Source organism: Streptomyces sp. AC555_RSS877 (genome assembly GCF_019049245.1).
Classification (GTDB): domain Bacteria; phylum Actinomycetota; class Actinomycetes; order Streptomycetales; family Streptomycetaceae; genus Streptomyces.
In genome coordinates, this window is record NZ_JAGMUK010000181.1 from 22,273 (window position 1) to 38,224 (window position 15,952).

Genomic DNA, 15,952 nt, shown 5'->3' on the forward strand with positions numbered 1-15,952 from the left:
GGGGGCAGGTGTGGCCGGATGCCCGCGTTGGGACGCCGAGGGAGGATCTCCCTACACATCGGGTCGGCGCACGATCCAAGGAGCGCGGACGGTCATGATCCGGCCTGAGGTCGGTCAGGCGACGGTGGGGCAGGCCTGAGGCGCCGTACGCACCAAGTGATCGCCTTCGTCCGCGCGCCGCGTGATCGTGCAGCAGGCTGGGGCGAGATCGGTGTATCGCCGTCGAGGAGGAACGCAGGCCGGACGACGGAGGGCCGCATAGCTGCGTCCGAAGCCGCCGGAGTGGCTGATGCAGCGGGGTGTGTCAGGCTCGGGAGCCCGTCCGTGCAGGTCAGGGTTGGGCGTCACATGGCGCAGGGCGTACGGATCAAGGGGCTCACCGAGGGCCGGGCGAGGCGCGCGCTGTATGAGCACGACGAGGCCCGCTCCTTCTGTGTCCCTGACACGGCGCTCCAGGGTGAGCCCGGAGTAGACCGGCAAGGTGCGCCGCCTGCCCTGGTTCATCGGCCGTCTGTCGGCGGTCATGTGGTTCGGAAGTCGTCCACCCGCTCGCCCTCCGCCTGGGACGGTTCGGTTCTGGGAACGTCCGGATGCTGCTCCTCCACCGCTCGCTCGGCCGGTTCATCGCGCTCGCCCTCGGCCTGGGAGGGCGTGTGCGAGTACAGCCAGCGGTCGTAGTCCGAGGCTCCGGTCTTCATGGCGGGCCTCCCTTAATCGCTTATGTCCATGCTCCTCCCGCGCCCGCCGGAGGGCCAGAACGGCCGGCGTCGCATTTCTCGCCTGGGATGCGTGTCCGGCCGGTCCGGATGATCCTGGGGGCGTGTCCCGACAGCCATCTGTGGTTGGTGTGTCAACCGTCGCCAAGCGCGGGCGGGGCCTCGGCGACGTTGACGCGTCGGCATCGCCGTCGATCGACTGGTGAGGCGGTGGCCCCGATGCGTGGGTGACCTGCCAATGACGGAGCCGCCCGCCGGTATGTCCCCCGTGGCGGGCGGCTCGCGCCGTAGGTGTTCAGAGGTCGAGGTCGGCGGCGGCGCACGTAAGGCGTCCTGGGCCGCTGGACGACACCGGCCGGGGCCGGCGACGGGATTCGAACCCGCGTTACCCGCTTGAGAGGCGAAGTAGCCGCAGCCTGCGCACCTGAACACCAGCACCGTAGCGTGCGTGCGGCGGGCGGGGCACCTGACTTTCTGGCGCCCTCGTCGGTTGATCAGGTGGGTTGCGTTGCCGTTTCGATGTCGATGATGTCGACAGCTCGCAGAGGCAGTTCGACAAGCAGGAGACCGCCGATTGGTCGCCCTCGCCCCCGAACCCCAGCGCCGCCTCGACCTCGAAGGTGACCTCGGCGACATGCCGCGCCTGGTGGCCGTATTCGATCAGGGCGACTCGAACACGGCCCCAGCCGTCGCCGAGCTCAAGCGCACACGCGCTGCTCCTGACCGACGCCGAAGCGGCCGACTGGCTCACATGCACGGTGGCCGGAGAGGTCTGGCACCGAGTGACGGACACCTACGGGTCCCGGGGGGTCAGCCTTGACCTCCCTGGGGCCTGGCTCGTGCATGAACCGTGCAGCGGCCACATCCGATCGAAGCGCTCGGTGACCTTTGGCGTCGTCAGCGTCGCGAGAATCCGGTGGCATGATCTGCGTTCTCGCGGGCAGGCGGCTTTGGTGTCGTACGCGCCTGCGGAGCTCGTGTCGCAGGTGAGTTCCGCCCTGGTCCAGGCCGGCTTTCAGGTGATGGGCGATGCGGACACCGGCGTCCCGGGGCTGCGTGTGACCGAGGTGCCTGCGGGCGCATTGGTCGGCTGGACGGCCTCGGACGGCTTCACCTCGCTGGCCCGTGAACAAGCCGGACGTCCTTCGAGTGGCGACAGCATGAGAGTGATCGTGCAGGCCGCAGTAACGGGGCTGCTGGTCCAGCTCGGACACACCGTCACCGAAGCGTCCGACGAGGGGGACTTGGTGGTCCTTGCTGACACAGCCGCGCCGGACGGTCCGTGAAGCGGCAGACGTCGACCCGCTGACACTGCTTCGTCTGGTGTCGTCCTCCCACCCTGTTCGGGGTTCAGGAGGACGATCGCGTCCGGTGAGCCGCCTTGGAAGGTCGCAGGGCGTCCCCTGGACGCCCGACGCGGCACTGGACCACTGGGAGCAGGCAGGTGATTGGGCGTCAAACGCCGTTGTCAGTGCCTCGCTCTAGAGTGAATACATCACTCGGGGAGCCTCGGAGGGGGAACAGAAGCATGTCCGCAAACAGGATCCAGCACAAGGTGAATCACGTCGCGCTGGTAGTGGACTGTTCGGGTTCAATGCGTCCGCACCAGAGTCAACTCATTCGAGTTGTGGACGAATTCGTGGCGGGGCTGAAGGCCGAGTCGGACAGCCTCGGCCACGAGACCCGGATCAGTCTCTACTCCTTCGACCACAAGGTGGAGAACCTGGTCTGGGACATGGACGTGAAGCATCTGCCGTCCATGCGGGGGCTGTACCGGGTCAACAATGGGGCTACGGCCCTCATCGAGGCTTCGCTGAAGTCCCTGGACGACCTGGGCCATATCTGGGAGGAATACGGCGAGCACAGCTTCCTCCAGATCGTCGTGACGGACGGCGAGGAGAACGCCTCCGGCGGCGACCGGCGGCACGACGGCGACATGACCATCCTCGGCCCCTGGCTCGACAAGATCACGGCGAAGATGGGTGGGCTTCCGGGCCACTGGACCTCGGCGATCCTCGTTCCGAACTCGCTGGCCAAGCGGACCGCCCAGAACTACGGCTTCCCGGCCGGGAACATCGCCATCTGGGATGCGGATTCCCAGAAGGGCGTCGAGGAGGCGATCGGCACCGTGCGCGCTGCCGCCACCAGCTTCCTCCGCGGGCGAGAACAGGGGGTGCGCGGTACGAAGAACCTGTTCGCCGTCGGTCAGGACATATCGGTTGACGAGGTGCGGGCGAACCTCGAACCGATTCCGGCCGACAAGTACCGGCTTCTCAAAGTCGACAAGGAGGTCGAGATTCGCCCCTTCGTCAATTCGCATCCGGGCGTGACGTACGAACGTGGTTCGTGTTACTACCAGCTGGGCGCCCGGGCTCAGGTTCAGCAGAACAAGGAAGTCATCGTGGTCGAGAAGGACACCGACCGCGCTTATACGGGCGACGCGGCGCGCAGCCTTTTGTTCGGTACGGGTGTCCAGGGGACCGTCTCCGTGAAAGCGGGGAACAACCCCAAGCTGGAGGTGTACGTACAGAGCCGTTCGGTGAACAGGAAGCTCAAGCCGAAGACGCGTCTGCTCATCATGCTCTGAAATCAGAGAGCGAAGAGCGGGGTGGTCCGGGACGGCCTGCTCCTCCTGCTCGTCACCTCTGTGAGCGACGGATGTCGCCCGTGCGTTCACCGGCGGCACGGGGTGGCACGGGCGGCGCGAAGGCCGCAGGAACGATGCGTGTGTTCGGCTTACCGACCCGTGCAACGCGTACGCACCTTCGCGTCGTACCTATGCGGCAGCATGCTGGAAGCCGTCACAGGGCGGGTGACCGTGCCGGCGACAGCGTCTTCGGTCTCGCGGACCTTGTATAGGCGCCGCCTGTCGTGGGGCAGGCCCCGTGCCGTGGCCGGGTTCTGGCGGGACTGCTCGCGTTGTGGGCGGGCCCGGTCAGGACGTGCCGAGGCTCCCGATGGATGGTTCCAGCAGGTCGAAGGCGCGGGTCGCGTCCGATGCGACGATCGCCTCGACTTCTTCATCCGGCTCTCCAGCGAGGGTGAGGTACTGGATTTGCTGGAAGAGGATGCGGTGGACGGTGCCGAGCAGGCCGGCGGCCGTGCGGATGGTGATGTCGTCGATCGGCATGTCCTCGGCCTGGGCGAGCGCCTCTGCCAGTGCTTCTTCGCGGCGGTCGTGCAAGCCGCGCACGCAGATCGTGAGGGTGGGGCTGTCGGCGATCATCCGGGCGAAGTCGGGGCCGGTAAAGCCGGTTACGGGATCGTGTGTGGCCAGTGCGTCGGAGAAGGCGCGGCGCAGTGCCCCCAGGGCTGACTCACCGGGGTGCCGCGCCGCCACGGCCGCGGCCAGGGTCGCGACGAAGGCGTCCTGATGGTCCAGGGCCATGTCCTCCTTGCGGGCGAAGTAGTTGGTGACGGTCTTTTTGGAGACCCGCGCGGCGTCGGCGATCTCGGCGATCGTCGTGGCGTCGAAGCCCTGCTTGAGGAAGAGGCGGGTGGCCTGGTCGGAGATGTGCTGGCGGGTCTCCTGCTTCTTGACCTCGCGCAGGCCCGCAGGTGGTGACGGCGCGCGCTCGTTGTCGCTACTCATGGCCAAATCTTACACCCATAGCATATTTACGTTGACAGTCTCTTGACTCTGAAGGTAAAATTACTCTCGACGTAAATTCATGGGAAGGGGGATCGGTGCGGCGCAACGTTCTGTACGCCTGCGGTTCGGAGCTGGTCATCGGCCGGTTCTGTCAGCCGCCTGGTGGGACTGGCCCATCGAGCTGATCACCCGTCGTGTGCGCACGATCATGGCCGGCACCCCCGCGGAGATCAGCGAGATTGCCGCGCGTCACGGTGCCGCGCGTCACGGTGCCGCGCGTCACGGTGCCGCTCGCAGCGCAGCCCTCGCATCCTGACCGACCACCCACCTCAACCGGGCCCGCCCCCGGCCCGCAACAGTTCACCCTCGTTCGCCGAGTAAGGAGCATGCATTGCCCGACACCCAGTCCGCCACCGTGCCCCCGATGGCCTCGCTGCCCGCCCAGGCGGAACGCCTCATCGAGCTGGGGCTGCATACGCACGCCGGGATACCGGCCGAGGAAGTCCGCACCTTCGCCGAGCAACACCGGAACGAGGGCGGTGACACCCTGCTGGCCATCGATCCCGGCCGCGTTCCCGCCTCGGTCCTCACTCCGCTGCTCCGCCAGGGCGACAAGCCCGGCTTCGTCGTCACCGACATGCCCGACGTCGACCACTTCACGCCGTACGGGATCGACCTGCCCGACTCCCCGCTCTACGTGGTCACCGGCGTAGACCGGGGCGACCACATGGCCAACTGGAGCCCGGAGGAAGCACTGCCCGCGCTCACCAAGGAAGACCGCACCCCACTGCTGCTCAGCGAAGGCATCCACTGGGTGCTCCAGCAGCCGGCTGCCCTCGAGCGCAACCGCTGCTTCATGACCATCGGATCCCGTCTGCGCAAGCCGAACGGCACGTACGACGCCCGCACCCCCGCAATCTGGATCAGCAACGGCACCGGCCGGGACGGCCGTGAGAGACGCAACGCCCCGAAGGTCGGCTGGTGCTGGTGGGGAAACCGCCACACCTGGCTGGGCTTTGCCAGCGCGGCGGCCCGCGGAATCTGACGAACCGAAGTCGGACACCGCCGACGTGCACCGGCCGTCCAGTCGGGCGGCAGGTCATCGACGCACTTCTGTGACTGATCGGTCCGGTTGGCGTCATGCGCCAGAAGCAGCGCTCAGCCTCAAGTCGCCCTGACCGACAACGAAAAAGAGCTTCACGATCTCCCGTGGTCGGGGAACCCCGGCGTGGGACGTACGAACTGTTCGGCTGGGTTCCGGACGAAGCCGAGGTGTGCGGCTGGGTGGGCAGCCGGGTGTGGCTCGTGCCGGAAGACAGGACGCCCGATGCCTGGCTACTGGAGGACGCGGAGATCCGCGGACGGCACCCGGGAAGGGACGGTCTCGTGCTCACCGGTCTGGACGACCATGAGGGCCCGCCCGAGGGATACAGGAATCCTGTCCGACTGCACAACGGCTACCGGTGGTTGGGCACCTGCCGAGAGCTCGCCCGCGTCCTGCCTCCCGAAGATGCAGCGCCCCCGCTCGTCCTGCGCAGGCTCGTCCCGGATAATCGAATGCTGCGGTCAGGGAGTGATGTCCTCGGGCTGACGCCTCGCGGGGCACACCCCCGATCGGCGGGCCTTGCGGCGCAGGCTCGCTCACGGCAACTGCCGGGTCGTAGCGGCTGCTTGAGGGCCGGGGCTGGGAACTCACGAGCCGGCCCCGTTCGGGGCACCGGCGGCGCGGGTATGCCATGCCCTGCCGCGCGCATGTCACGAGCGCGGATCCGGCTTCGACCGAGGGGCGTCCGTGCGAGACAGAGTGGCTGGTCTGAGGCTCGGTGAAATCCGCGGTGATCACGCCATCATCAACCCGGCGATGGGCGCCATGGCGCAGGTGCTGCGGGGATTCTTGCTGCTTCTCTGGATCGCGCTGCTCGTCGCCACTGTCGTCAACCCGTCCGCAGTCAACGACAATGCTGCTGTCGCGACGGCGGTGGTGGCCGTGGTGTACGCCCTGAAGTCCGGATGGCGCCGACTGACCGCCCGGCTCGGTGTGAACAGGTGTTACCTGTGCGCGGACGGCGTGGCCGTCACCGACCGGTTCGGCCGGATACGCGACTCCGTGGCGTGGAGCGAGGTGACCGGGGTGCAGCAGACGGCGTTGGTGGGTCTCGTCATAGGCTGCCACCGCATCGAAATCTCCAGAAGCCGTTACGCCACGCCCCTCTGGTTCGTGGCGCCGGGAGCGAAGTCCGCCCTGGTGCAGGCTCTGCTCGACGAGGGCAGGCGCAGCGGCGTCCTCCAGAATCGCGCGCAGGGCCATTGAGGCAGGTTGTCGATGCATCTACGACCAGGCGAGACCGAGGCCGTTGGCTGGAGGGTGGTGACCGTGCTCGACGCCGTACGGCAGCTGCGCGACGCATCACCCGACGTCACCGGACGGCCACGAGTGATTGCGATCGACGGCCGGGGCGGCGCGGGCAAGACGACCCTGGCCGGGCGGCTGCGCAAGGTGGTGCCCAACTCCGCCATCGTGCACACCGACGACATCGCCTGGAACCACGCCTACTTCGACTGGGGCGCCGTGCTCGTCGAGAACATCCTGCAACCCCTGCACCGGTGTGAGGCGGTGGACTTCCGCCCCGATGCCTGGATCACCCACGACCGGCCAGGATCGATCACCATCCCCGCCCGTACCGACTTTGTCTGGGTCGAGGGCACCGGCATCATCCGCGAAGAGCTTGCCTTGTGGTTGGACGCTTCGGTGTGGATGCAGGGGGACCTCGACGAGCAAGAGCGCTTGTTGGTCGTCCGTGACGGTGACTCACCCGAGCAACGGGAGCACGTGGCGAACTGGCTGTCGGAGGAATTGCCGTTCCTGTTGCGAGAACAGCCGTGGGCCCGCGCCACGATGATCGTCGCAGGCCCTCCCCGGACCGACCACGACCCGGACACCGAGTTGGTCGTCGCCCCGCCGACCAGGTTCAGGTCGGCGGACTCACCCGCAGAACGTGAGTGAGCGGTTCGAGCGGAACTCGGCAAGGACCGCGCGCGACGCCGGGCAGACCAAGCTGCCCGGCCCGATGATGCCGGAGGTGCGCGGCCGGAGCATGGCGACCATGCCGGGCCTTACCTGGGCGGGTCAGTGCAGCCGCCAAGCATCACGTCATCACGTTCGACAACAGGGGCGTCGGCGCTTCCACGGGTTCGACCCCGCGCACCATCCAGGAGATGGCGAAGGACGCCGTCACCTTCATCCGGGCGCTCGGGCTGGAGCACGTCGACCTTCACGGCTTCTCGATGGGCGGCATGATCGCCCAGGTGATCGTGCAGACCGACCCGCAGCTCGTCCGCAAGCCGATCCTCAGCGGCACCGGTCCCGCGGGCGGTGAGGGCATCAGGAACGTGACGGTGCTGTCCCATCTCGACACCGTCCGATCCCTGCTCACCTTCCGGGACGTGAAGCAGTTCCTCTTCTTCACCCGCACCGCCGCCGGGCGTCGGGCCGGCAAGGAGTTCGTGGGCCGCCTGCAGGAGCGCACCGCCGACCGGGACAAGACCATGTCCCTCATTGCGTACAGCAACCAGCTCAAGGCCATTCACCGCTGGGGCCTGGAGCGGCCCCACGATCTCTCGGGCATCCAGCAGCCCGTGCTCGTCGCCAATGGTGACCACGACAGAATGGTGCCGACGAAGAACTCGTACGACCTGGCCCAGCGACTGCCGAACAGCGAGTTGGTCGTCTACCCCGACGCCGGCCATGGCGGCATCTTCCAGTTCCATGACCAGTTCGTGGAGACGACGCTCGAATTCCTCGCCCGGCAGTAGGCGGGCGGTGCAGCCGTCGCTTGGGCCGAGGGCGTTGCCTCGGAGCCGCGACGCCCGGTGGGGCGGGCGGCTCGAGGTGCCCGTTCGGAGTTTTCTGAGCCCTGGAGTCCGGCGAAGGGTGCTCGACGCAAGAACGTCGACGCAGATGCTGACGCATCAACGTCGACGCAAGAACGGGCCTCGCGGAGAAGCCTCCTGCGAGACCATGGGCGGCCGTAGGCCTTCTGCTCACCCCATGAATGCGAGGGCGTTCTTGATTCCCTGCTCCAGGACCTCGTCGGCGAACTTGCCGTCGGACAGGGCGCGCGACAGTTGCAACGTCCCCACCATCATGGTGAAGAGTCCGATGGCCTTGGCGCGAGCGGACTGCGGGTCCTCGGGTGCCAGCCGGGCGGCGACTTCCTCCACGACGTCCCGTGTGCCATCGGTGTAGGCCTGTTTGGTCGCGTCTCCGCAGCGGCCGATCTCGTCGAGCAGGGCGGCGGAGGGGCATCCGAAGCCGGGGTGGTCCCGGTGCTCGGGCGACATCGTGTGGTCCCGGCCGCTGCCTGAAGGAGCGCAGCCGTCCACCGTCACCGTGTCCCAGGACGCCGCCGGACGCTGGTTCGTCTCGATGCTGTGTGACGACCCGTCCGTCCAGCCCTTCCCCGCCGCCGACAGCGCGGTCGGCATCGATGTCGGCCTGGACCACCTGCTGGCCCTCTCCACCGGGGAGAAGATCGCCAACTCCGGGCACGAACGCCGCGACCGCGCCCGACTCGCCAAGGCCCAGCGCAAGCTGTCCCGCAAGGCCAAGGGCGACGGCGCCAACCGGATAAAAGCCCGGCGCAAGGTGGCCAAGGTCCACGCCCGGATCGCCGACCGGCGCCGCGACATGCTCCACAAGCTCACCACCCGTCTCGTGCGTGAAAACCAAACGCTCGTGATCGAGGACCTGACCGTGCGCAACATGGTCAGGAACCACACGCTCGCCCGGGCCATCTCGGACGCGAGCTGGAGCGAGTTCCGATCCCTGCTGGAGTACAAGGCCGCCTGGTACGGGCGGGAAGTGATCGCGGTGGACCGCTTCTTCCCCTCCTCCAGACCGCGCTCCGTCTGCGGCACGTTGCAGGAGAGGATGCCGCTCAGCGTCCGTACGTGGACGTGCGACTGCGGTACGACCCATGACCGGGACGTGAACGCGGCGAAGAACCTTCTGGCCGCCGGGCTGGCGGTGACAGTCTGTGGAGCCGGTGTAAGACCTCAACGGAGTTCTCCGGGCGGGCAGTCGGCGACGAAGCAGAAAACCCCACGGCGCGAGCCGTAGGAATCCCCCTCGTTCACGGGGGGGGAGGAAGTCAATGCGGCATCAGATCGTCGGCCCGTTCGGCGACCTCATGCCGTAGAGCGGTCCACAGGGCGCGTACGGCGGGATGTGTCACGGCCTCGCGGCGGACGGCCAGGGTGATGGGGAGCTGGATGTCGATCTCGTCGGCGAGGAGCCGGCGCAGCTGCGTCCGCCGGGTCAGGAAGGCCGGCAGGACGCCGATGCCGGCCCCCTGCCGGGTGGCTTCCAGCTGGGCGAAGACGTTCGTCGAGGAGAAGGCCGGGGTCATTCCGGGAAGGTGGCGTTCGATGTCGAGGTCGCCGACCTGCAGCATCGACTCGATGTAGAAGATGAGCGGGTGCTCGCGCAGCTCGGCCACCGTCTCCGGGCGGCCGTTGCGGGTGAGGTAGTCGTCACTGGCGTAGAGCCCCAGCGTGTAGTCGGTGAGGTGCTCGGTCACGAGGCGGCTGCTGGAGGGAACGCCGATGACGAGGGCGAGGTCGAAGCCGGACGGGCGCAGGGCGAGCTGCCGCGTCGCGGTGATGAGTTCGACCTGGAGGTGAGGGTGCCGGCGGCGTACCCGTACGAGGGCGGGTGTGGCGAAGGCGGTGCCGAAGCCGTCGGGCGCGCTGACGCGCACCGTGCCGTGCAGGGACGGTGAGTCCTGGCCCGCCACGGCGTCGACCACCCGGTCGATGGCCTCCTCGATCGCGCGTGCGTTCTCCGAGACCGCTCTTCCGATGTCCGTCAGCGTCCATCCCTCAGCGCCCCGTTCGATGAGTCGCAGGCCGATGCTCTTCTCCAGTGCCGCGATTCGGCGGGACACGGTGGTGTGATCCACGCCGAGTGCGTCGGCGGCTGTCACCAGGCGTCCGGTACGGGACACCGCGAGCAGGTAGCGCAGATCGTCCGCACGGAGTTTGCGCGGATCGACGGATCGATGGGAGCCGGTCGGCTGCGGAGCGAGGTTCTCGTCCGGGGAGTGAGGGAGCACGGCCTGACCGTATCTGCATTTCTGCACAGTGGGTGTGCGCTATTGGTGGTTGATTGCACACAGCGCGGCACCGCACAGTCGGGGCAGTGGGCGCGATGTGCCCCCGCTGTTCTTGGTGAGAGGGCCGCCATGGTTGCCAGCATTTCCCTCCTGCGGATCCTGCGCGTCGGCGGCGGTGCCGTCGGCGAGCTGGGCGACGTCGTCGCAGGGCTGGGCCTGCGCCGCCCGCTGCTGGTGACGGACGCCTTCCTCGCCGGGACCGGCGCGGCGGAACGACTGATGGCGACGCTGAGGGATGCCGGGCTGCAGCCGTCCCTGTTCGCCGGCACCGTCCCGGACCCGACGACCGACTCGCTCGACGCGGGCCTGACGGTGCTGAGGGAGCACAGGGCGGACTCGGTGATCGGATTCGGCGGCGGCAGCCCGATGGACACCGCCAAGGCCCTCGGCCTGCTGGGCGTCCAGGGCGGGCAGATGCGGGACTACAAGGCCCCGCACACCAACCTCGGCCCGGCGCTTCCCTTGATCGCGGTCCCGACGACCGCCGGCAGCGGCTCGGAGGCCACCCAGTTCACCATCATCACCGACAGCGCCACGGACGAGAAGATGCTCTGCCCGGGGCCGGCGTTCCTGCCGGTCGCCGCCCTCGTCGACTTCGAACTGACCCTGTCGATGCCGCCCCGGCTGACCGCCGACACCGGCGTCGACGCTCTCACCCATGCCGTCGAGGCGTACGTGAGCCGTAAGGCCAATCCGTTCTCCGACGGCCTCGCCCTGAACGCGATCCGGACCATCGGCCGGCACCTCCGCCGGGTCTACGCCGACGGAGGAGACATCGAGGCTCGCGAGGCGATGATGCTCGCCGCGACCCAGGCCGGCATCGCCTTCTCCAACTCCAGCGTGGCGCTCGTGCACGGCATGAGCCGCCCCATCGGCGCTCACTTCCACGTCGCCCACGGACTGTCGAACGCGATGCTCTTCCCCGCGGTGACCGCGTTCTCCGTGCCCGCCGCCGACAGCCGGTACGCCGACTGCGCCCGCGCACTCGGAGTCGCCACCGACGGCGACAGCGACGCCCTGGCCGCCGACCGGCTCGTCGAGGCGCTCCGCTCCCTGTGCCAGGATCTCGAGGTGCCCACCCCCCAAGCCCACGGCATCGACAAGGACGAGTGGTTTCGCCTGTTGCCCCTCATGGCCGAACAGGCGCTCGCGTCCGGATCCCCCGCCAACAACCCCGTCGTACCCACCGTGGAAGAGATCCAGGATCTCTACACACAGATCTACGCCTGACACCCGGCAAGTGAGGAACGTGATGGCCACGACAGCCATATCCGTGCGGACGACGAGGTGCTGACCCATGACTGACACCGCTGCGGGCGATATCGTCGCCGACGTCCACCGGGGCGTCGGCCGCATCCTGCTGAACCGGCCCAAGGCGCTCAACGCCCTGACGACCGGCATGGTCGTCGCCATCGACCGTGTGCTCGCCGAGTGGGAGCACGCACCGCTGTCCGCTGTGGTGATCGCCAGTACCAGTACGAAGGCGTTCTGCGCCGGCGGAGACATCCGCACGATCCGCGAGCACAGCCTCGCCGGGGACGCCGAGGCCAGTGAGCGGTTCTTCGCCTCCGAGTACCGGCTCAACGCCCGGATCGCCGAGTATGCCGTGCCGGTCGTGTCGCTCATCGACGGCGTGTGCATGGGCGGCGGTCTCGGTCTGTCCGTCCACGGCGGCTTCCGCGTCGTCACCGAGCGCGCGATGCTGGCGATGCCCGAGACCGGGATCGGCTTCTTCCCGGACGTGGGGGCCAGCTACTTCCTGCCGAGGCTGCCCGGCGCGATCGGCATGTACCTGGGACTGACCGGGCATCGGCTCGACGCGGCCGACACCCTGTACACGGGGCTGGCCACGCACTACGTCCCCGCGGACGGGATCGACGCGGTCGGGGACGCCCTGGCCGACAACCCCGGCGACCCGGTGGACGTGGTCCTGAACCGTCTCGCCGGCCGTTCCCCGGTGGCGAAGAGCAGGCTGGCGGAGGTGCGCGGGGACGTGGACTGGGCGTTCGGCGCGCCGGCCCTCGGCGAGATCGAGAAACGCCTGCGTCACCGCGACACCCCCTGGGCGGCAGGCGCGTTGGCCGCCCTGGAGGCCGCCTCGCCGCAGAGCCTGGAGATCACTCACGCTCTGCTGGCCCGAGGCAGGCAGCGCACATTGCGCGAGTGCCTCGACGACGAACTCGCCCTCACGCGCACGACCATCCGCACGTCGGACTTCCTGGAGGGCGTCCGTGCGGCCCTGGTCGACAAGGACCGTACTCCCGACTGGCAACGTGCGTCGCTCGACGGACGGACACCGCCGGCCTGAGCATGTCGGCCGTGGGGGACATCGCCTTGCGCAAGTGGCCGGTCGTGCTGGAAGGGCGCGCTTCAACGAGACGGGAGCGCGCCCCCGCCGACCGGGTTGTCACGGGTCGGAAGCGGGTCCGGAAGGCGCCACCAGTCGGTCATGTCTCCGTCATGCGCGTCGAGAGCCCACGTCATTGCCCTTCCGGCGACCGCGCCGGACAGAGGGTCCGTGAGCGGCCTGGTGTCAGTCGCTGTCGGACACCATCGAGACCACGACCTTGCCGGCCTTGGTGCGGCCCTGCTCCACGTGCGCCATCGCCTCGAGCGTCTGGTCGAAGGGGAAGGTGCTGTCGATGACCGGGCGGAGTTTCCCGCTGTCGTAGAGGGCGCCGAGTTTGCGCAGCTGGGAGCCGTTGGCCTGCATGAAGAGGAACTCGTAGCGCACGCCCAGCGCCTTGGCCTGCTTGCGGATCTTGCGGCTGAGGGTGTTCATGATCAGGCCCAGGACGGAGGGGGCGCCGAGCTGCTTGGCGAAGCCGGCGTCGGGCGGGCCGACGACACTGATGGCCAGGCCGCCGGGCTTCAGTACGGTCAGTGACTTCTCGAGGTTCGCTCCGCCCAGGGAGTCCAGCACCAGGTCGTAGCCGGACAGCACCTTGGAGAAGTCTTCCTTGGTGTAGTCGACGACGATGTCGGCGCCGAGGCTCCTGACCAACTCCTCGGACCTGGTGTTCGCGGTCGTCGCCACCGTGGCGCCGAGGTGCTTGGCGAGCTGAATGACCGTGGACCCGAGCCCTCCGGCTCCGGCGTGGATGAGCACTTTCTGCCCCGGCTTCACGTGCGCCCGCTCGACGAGGATCTGCCAGGCGGTCAGGGCCACCAGCGGCACCGCGGCTGCCTCTTCCAGGGAGAGTGAGGCCGGCTTCGGCGCGACATCGTCCACGTCGATCGCGATGAACTCCGCGAAGCCTCCCACCCGCAGGTCGCGCGGACGGGCGTAGACCTCGTCGCCGACCTCGAAGCCGCGTACGGCGGAACCGACCCGCGTCACCACGCCCGCCACGTCGTGGCCGAGCACGAACGGACGCTTGTACTTCAGGATCTGCTTGAACTCCCCGTTGCGGACCATCTTGTCCAGCGGGTTGATGCTGGCGGCGCTTACTTTGACCAGGACGTCGCGGTCTCCGACGGTGGGCTCGGGCACCTCTGCGGCGCGGACGCCGTCCTTGCCGTACTTCTCGACGACGAAGGCCTTCATGCCGGCCGCCTTTCCATGTGCGTTGCGATGGTCGATGTGATTCTTCGCGCAGGTCCCCCTGCGCGCCCGTTTTTTTCGGGTACGGCCGGGTTGATGTGCTGGTGATGACGCTACCGACTGAGTATGGAAAAGTAAACTCAGAGGTTTAGTATCTCCCCATGGACGCGAGGATCGAAGCTCTTCAGGACGCGGGCAGGGACCCCCGTCTCGACCGGGACATGTCGAACTGCTCGATCGCCCGGACCCTGGAGGTCGTGGGTGAGAAGTGGACGATCCTGATCCTGCGTGAGGTCTGGTACGGCTCGTCCCGCTTCAGCGACGTCGAACGCGTCCTCGGCTGTCCTCGCAACCTCCTCGCGGCGCGGCTTCGGATGCTGGTGGAGGAAGGGATCCTGGCGACCGAGACCTACAAGGAACCGGGATCGCGGCGCCGGCCGAAGTACGTGATCACGCCCAAGGGCATGGATCTGGTCCCGGCCGTGATGGGGCTCCTGCAGTGGGGCGACCGCTACCGCGCCGACCCGGAGGGTCCGGCCGTACTGGCGCGACACCGTGAATGCGGCGCGCACGTCGACGCCCGGATCCGCTGCGAACGGGGTCACGCGGTGCAGCCGAAAGACATCGAGAGCATCCCCGGCCCCGCATTTCGTATGAGGCCCGCCGGGTGAGCTGAGCGAGGTCGCGCCCGAGGTCGTGGTGACTCGGTCTGCCGGGTGTACCCCGTCTGGCCGGGCCTGGTGGAGAGACGGATCTTGGTGCGGATGCCGCAGTCGGGCAGGGGGCCGCGGCGGCGGTTGTGGGCGGGGAGCGGTCGGGGAAGTGCAGGGCACACGTCCGCGCCGCAGACGCGCACGCGTCGGATCTCGGCCGACAGAAGCAGACCGACGGCGTCGTGGGCGATCAGTGTCGGCGCGGCTGCGGGATCGGTGGCGATGCCCGTAATGCCGGCGGCCGTCGGTCACGTCCGGGACGCTGGCAGCGCGCGGGCTCCGGAGATCGGTTACGGGAAGCGCGTCCCTGCGGAACGCATGGAGACCATCTTGTTGAGGAGCCCAACCACCCTGCAGTCATGTGCCGTTGGGCCCCAGCCGGACAGCCCGTGCTCAGGACTCCGAGTCAAGCCCGTGTGGTGCGGTCAGGGCTTTGTGGCTCGACTCCAGGATCCTCTCCGACAGCTCTGTGCCCGCCGTGGCCCGGGCCAGCAGGATCGCGCCGACCAGGGTGGCCACGATGGGAAGGCCGTCGTTGGTGTCGGTGGACATCCACGCGGCGAATTCCTCGACTCCGGCTGCGTACGTTTCACGCACCTCCCCGGCTGTGGGCTCGCGAGCCATGTCCCCTGCGAATCCCGCGGTGGGACAACCGGTGCCGGGCTGGTCGCGGTGCTCGGCCGACAGGTAGTAGTCGACGAGGGCACCGCGCGCGGTGTCGTGATCGCCGTGAGCCGTATCGAACGAAGCCAGGAGCAGGTCAAGGTCCCCGAAAGCGGCGTGAGCCGCCTCGGCGACCAGGGCCTCCTTGGAGGGGAACTGTTTGTAGAAGCCGCCCGTGGTCAACCCGATGGACTTCATCAGATCGGCGACGCTGATGCCGTTCACGCCGCGCTCCCGGAAGAGCTGGGAGGCCGCGGCGACCGCGCGCCTGCGGTTCTCGAGTGCTTGTGCTTGCGAAACGCGACTCATTACCCACCTGCCCACGTTAGATAGTGAAGTGCATCTATCATACGCGAAGTGCCGGTCGGCCGGCCGCGGCGCGTTCTCTCCGTACGACTCTCTCTCGATGTCGCAGGCGAAGGGCTCACCGAGGGGCTGCCGGGCTGGAGACCCGGCGTTCGTCGTGGGGGCCGTACGGGAGACCGTCCACGGCGACCGCGCGCCAGGAGGGGGTCTCCTTCCGATCTGATCGGCCGCCAACCCTGTAGGCC

The 15,952-nt window shown here is 68.3% G+C and carries 13 protein-coding genes, 1 tRNA gene and 4 pseudogenes; 11 read left to right on the top strand and 7 right to left on the bottom strand.

Annotated features, from left to right (window positions below; all coding sequences use genetic code 11):
• Positions 1–521 precede the first annotated feature (521 nt).
• Both KUM49_RS38580 and KUM49_RS38585 read right to left on the bottom strand, forming a co-directional pair.
• Positions 522–698, bottom strand: a complete 177-nt coding sequence (locus KUM49_RS38580; RefSeq protein ID WP_217241617.1) for a hypothetical protein — start codon at positions 696–698, stop codon at positions 522–524.
• Between the two features lie 377 nt (positions 699–1,075).
• Positions 1,076–1,152 (bottom strand) — tRNA-OTHER (locus KUM49_RS38585).
• A 346-nt stretch (positions 1,153–1,498) separates the two neighbouring features.
• Between KUM49_RS38585 and KUM49_RS38590 the strand changes: the two genes are divergently transcribed.
• Together KUM49_RS38590 and KUM49_RS38595 are read left to right on the top strand one after the other, a co-directional pair.
• Positions 1,499–2,002: a hypothetical protein gene (locus KUM49_RS38590; protein ID WP_217241618.1), complete on the top strand. Its 504-nt coding sequence runs from the start codon at positions 1,499–1,501 to the stop codon at positions 2,000–2,002.
• Between the two features lie 242 nt (positions 2,003–2,244).
• Entirely contained in the window at positions 2,245–3,303 is a 1,059-nt protein-coding gene (locus tag KUM49_RS38595; RefSeq protein WP_217241619.1) for a vWA domain-containing protein, read from the top strand.
• A 348-nt stretch (positions 3,304–3,651) separates the two neighbouring features.
• Here KUM49_RS38595 and KUM49_RS38600 read toward each other — a convergent pair whose 3' ends face one another.
• The gene (locus KUM49_RS38600; protein WP_217241620.1) at positions 3,652–4,308 is read right to left on the bottom strand and encodes a TetR/AcrR family transcriptional regulator; all 657 of its coding nucleotides are present in this window, start codon (positions 4,306–4,308) and stop codon (positions 3,652–3,654) included.
• Positions 4,309–4,699: 391 nt separating this feature from the next.
• Here KUM49_RS38600 and KUM49_RS38605 point away from each other — a divergent pair, with 391 nt between their 5' ends.
• From KUM49_RS38605 to KUM49_RS38620, 5 genes and pseudogenes are all read left to right on the top strand, one after another.
• Entirely contained in the window at positions 4,700–5,353 is a 654-nt protein-coding gene (locus KUM49_RS38605; protein WP_217241621.1) for a DUF5701 family protein, read from the top strand.
• A gap of 95 nt (positions 5,354–5,448) precedes the next feature.
• Positions 5,449–5,868: pseudogene (locus KUM49_RS49195) on the top strand (hypothetical protein); the annotation flags it as partial.
• Between the two features lie 232 nt (positions 5,869–6,100).
• Entirely contained in the window at positions 6,101–6,619 is a 519-nt protein-coding gene (locus KUM49_RS38610; protein ID WP_217241622.1) for a hypothetical protein, read from the top strand.
• 57 nt (positions 6,620–6,676) lie between these two features.
• A complete protein-coding gene (locus KUM49_RS38615; RefSeq protein WP_308406947.1) occupies positions 6,677–7,312 on the top strand; it encodes a hypothetical protein in 636 nt (211 codons plus the stop codon).
• A 101-nt stretch (positions 7,313–7,413) separates the two neighbouring features.
• Positions 7,414–8,121 (top strand): annotated as a pseudogene (locus KUM49_RS38620) (alpha/beta fold hydrolase); the annotation flags it as partial.
• A 228-nt stretch (positions 8,122–8,349) separates the two neighbouring features.
• Here the strand turns inward: KUM49_RS38620 and KUM49_RS38625 are convergent.
• A pseudogene (locus tag KUM49_RS38625) lies at positions 8,350–8,649 on the bottom strand (TetR/AcrR family transcriptional regulator); the annotation flags it as partial.
• Between KUM49_RS38625 and KUM49_RS38630 the strand changes: the two are divergent.
• A pseudogene (locus KUM49_RS38630) lies at positions 8,645–9,427 on the top strand (RNA-guided endonuclease InsQ/TnpB family protein); the annotation flags it as partial. The pseudogenes KUM49_RS38625 and KUM49_RS38630 overlap by 5 nt on opposite strands.
• A 31-nt stretch (positions 9,428–9,458) precedes the next feature.
• Here KUM49_RS38630 and KUM49_RS38635 read toward each other — a convergent pair.
• Positions 9,459–10,421, bottom strand: a complete 963-nt coding sequence (locus KUM49_RS38635; protein ID WP_217241624.1) for a LysR family transcriptional regulator — start codon at positions 10,419–10,421, stop codon at positions 9,459–9,461.
• 129 nt (positions 10,422–10,550) lie between these two features.
• Here KUM49_RS38635 and KUM49_RS38640 point away from each other — a divergent pair, with 129 nt between their 5' ends.
• Together KUM49_RS38640 and KUM49_RS38645 are read left to right on the top strand one after the other, a co-directional pair.
• Positions 10,551–11,711 carry an iron-containing alcohol dehydrogenase gene (locus KUM49_RS38640; RefSeq protein ID WP_217241625.1) on the top strand — a complete coding sequence of 387 codons (1,161 nt, stop codon included), beginning with the start codon at positions 10,551–10,553 and terminating at the stop codon, positions 11,709–11,711.
• A gap of 67 nt (positions 11,712–11,778) precedes the next feature.
• Positions 11,779–12,789, top strand: coding sequence for an enoyl-CoA hydratase/isomerase family protein (locus tag KUM49_RS38645; RefSeq protein ID WP_217241626.1), 1,011 nt, complete (start codon positions 11,779–11,781; stop codon positions 12,787–12,789).
• A 225-nt stretch (positions 12,790–13,014) separates the two neighbouring features.
• Here the strand turns inward: KUM49_RS38645 and KUM49_RS38650 are convergent, their stop codons facing one another.
• Positions 13,015–14,028 carry an NADP-dependent oxidoreductase gene (locus tag KUM49_RS38650; protein WP_217241627.1) on the bottom strand — a complete coding sequence of 338 codons (1,014 nt, stop codon included), beginning with the start codon at positions 14,026–14,028 and terminating at the stop codon, positions 13,015–13,017.
• 158 nt (positions 14,029–14,186) lie between these two features.
• Here KUM49_RS38650 and KUM49_RS38655 point away from each other — a divergent pair, with 158 nt between their 5' ends.
• The gene (locus tag KUM49_RS38655) at positions 14,187–14,696 is read left to right on the top strand and encodes a helix-turn-helix domain-containing protein (protein ID WP_217241628.1); all 510 of its coding nucleotides are present in this window, start codon (positions 14,187–14,189) and stop codon (positions 14,694–14,696) included.
• Between the two features lie 435 nt (positions 14,697–15,131).
• Here KUM49_RS38655 and KUM49_RS38660 read toward each other — a convergent pair whose 3' ends face one another.
• Positions 15,132–15,710, bottom strand: coding sequence for a TetR/AcrR family transcriptional regulator (locus KUM49_RS38660; protein ID WP_217241629.1), 579 nt, complete (start codon positions 15,708–15,710; stop codon positions 15,132–15,134).
• Positions 15,711–15,952 lie beyond the last annotated feature (242 nt).

Bases quoted from the DNA above. Each gene is read 5' to 3' on its own strand.
- KUM49_RS38580 (WP_217241617.1), bottom strand. From the start codon at position 698: ATGAAGACCGGAGCCTCGGACTACGACCGCTGGCTGTACTCGCACACG.
- KUM49_RS38655 (WP_217241628.1), top strand. From the start codon at position 14,187: ATGGACGCGAGGATCGAAGCTCTTCAGGACGCGGGCAGGGACCCCCGT.
- KUM49_RS38660 (WP_217241629.1), bottom strand. From the start codon at position 15,710: ATGAGTCGCGTTTCGCAAGCACAAGCACTCGAGAACCGCAGGCGCGCG.
- KUM49_RS38640 (WP_217241625.1), top strand. From the start codon at position 10,551: ATGGTTGCCAGCATTTCCCTCCTGCGGATCCTGCGCGTCGGCGGCGGT.
- KUM49_RS38645 (WP_217241626.1), top strand. From the start codon at position 11,779: ATGACTGACACCGCTGCGGGCGATATCGTCGCCGACGTCCACCGGGGC.
- KUM49_RS38600 (WP_217241620.1), bottom strand. From the start codon at position 4,308: ATGAGTAGCGACAACGAGCGCGCGCCGTCACCACCTGCGGGCCTGCGC.
- KUM49_RS38650 (WP_217241627.1), bottom strand. From the start codon at position 14,028: ATGAAGGCCTTCGTCGTCGAGAAGTACGGCAAGGACGGCGTCCGCGCC.
- KUM49_RS38595 (WP_217241619.1), top strand. From the start codon at position 2,245: ATGTCCGCAAACAGGATCCAGCACAAGGTGAATCACGTCGCGCTGGTA.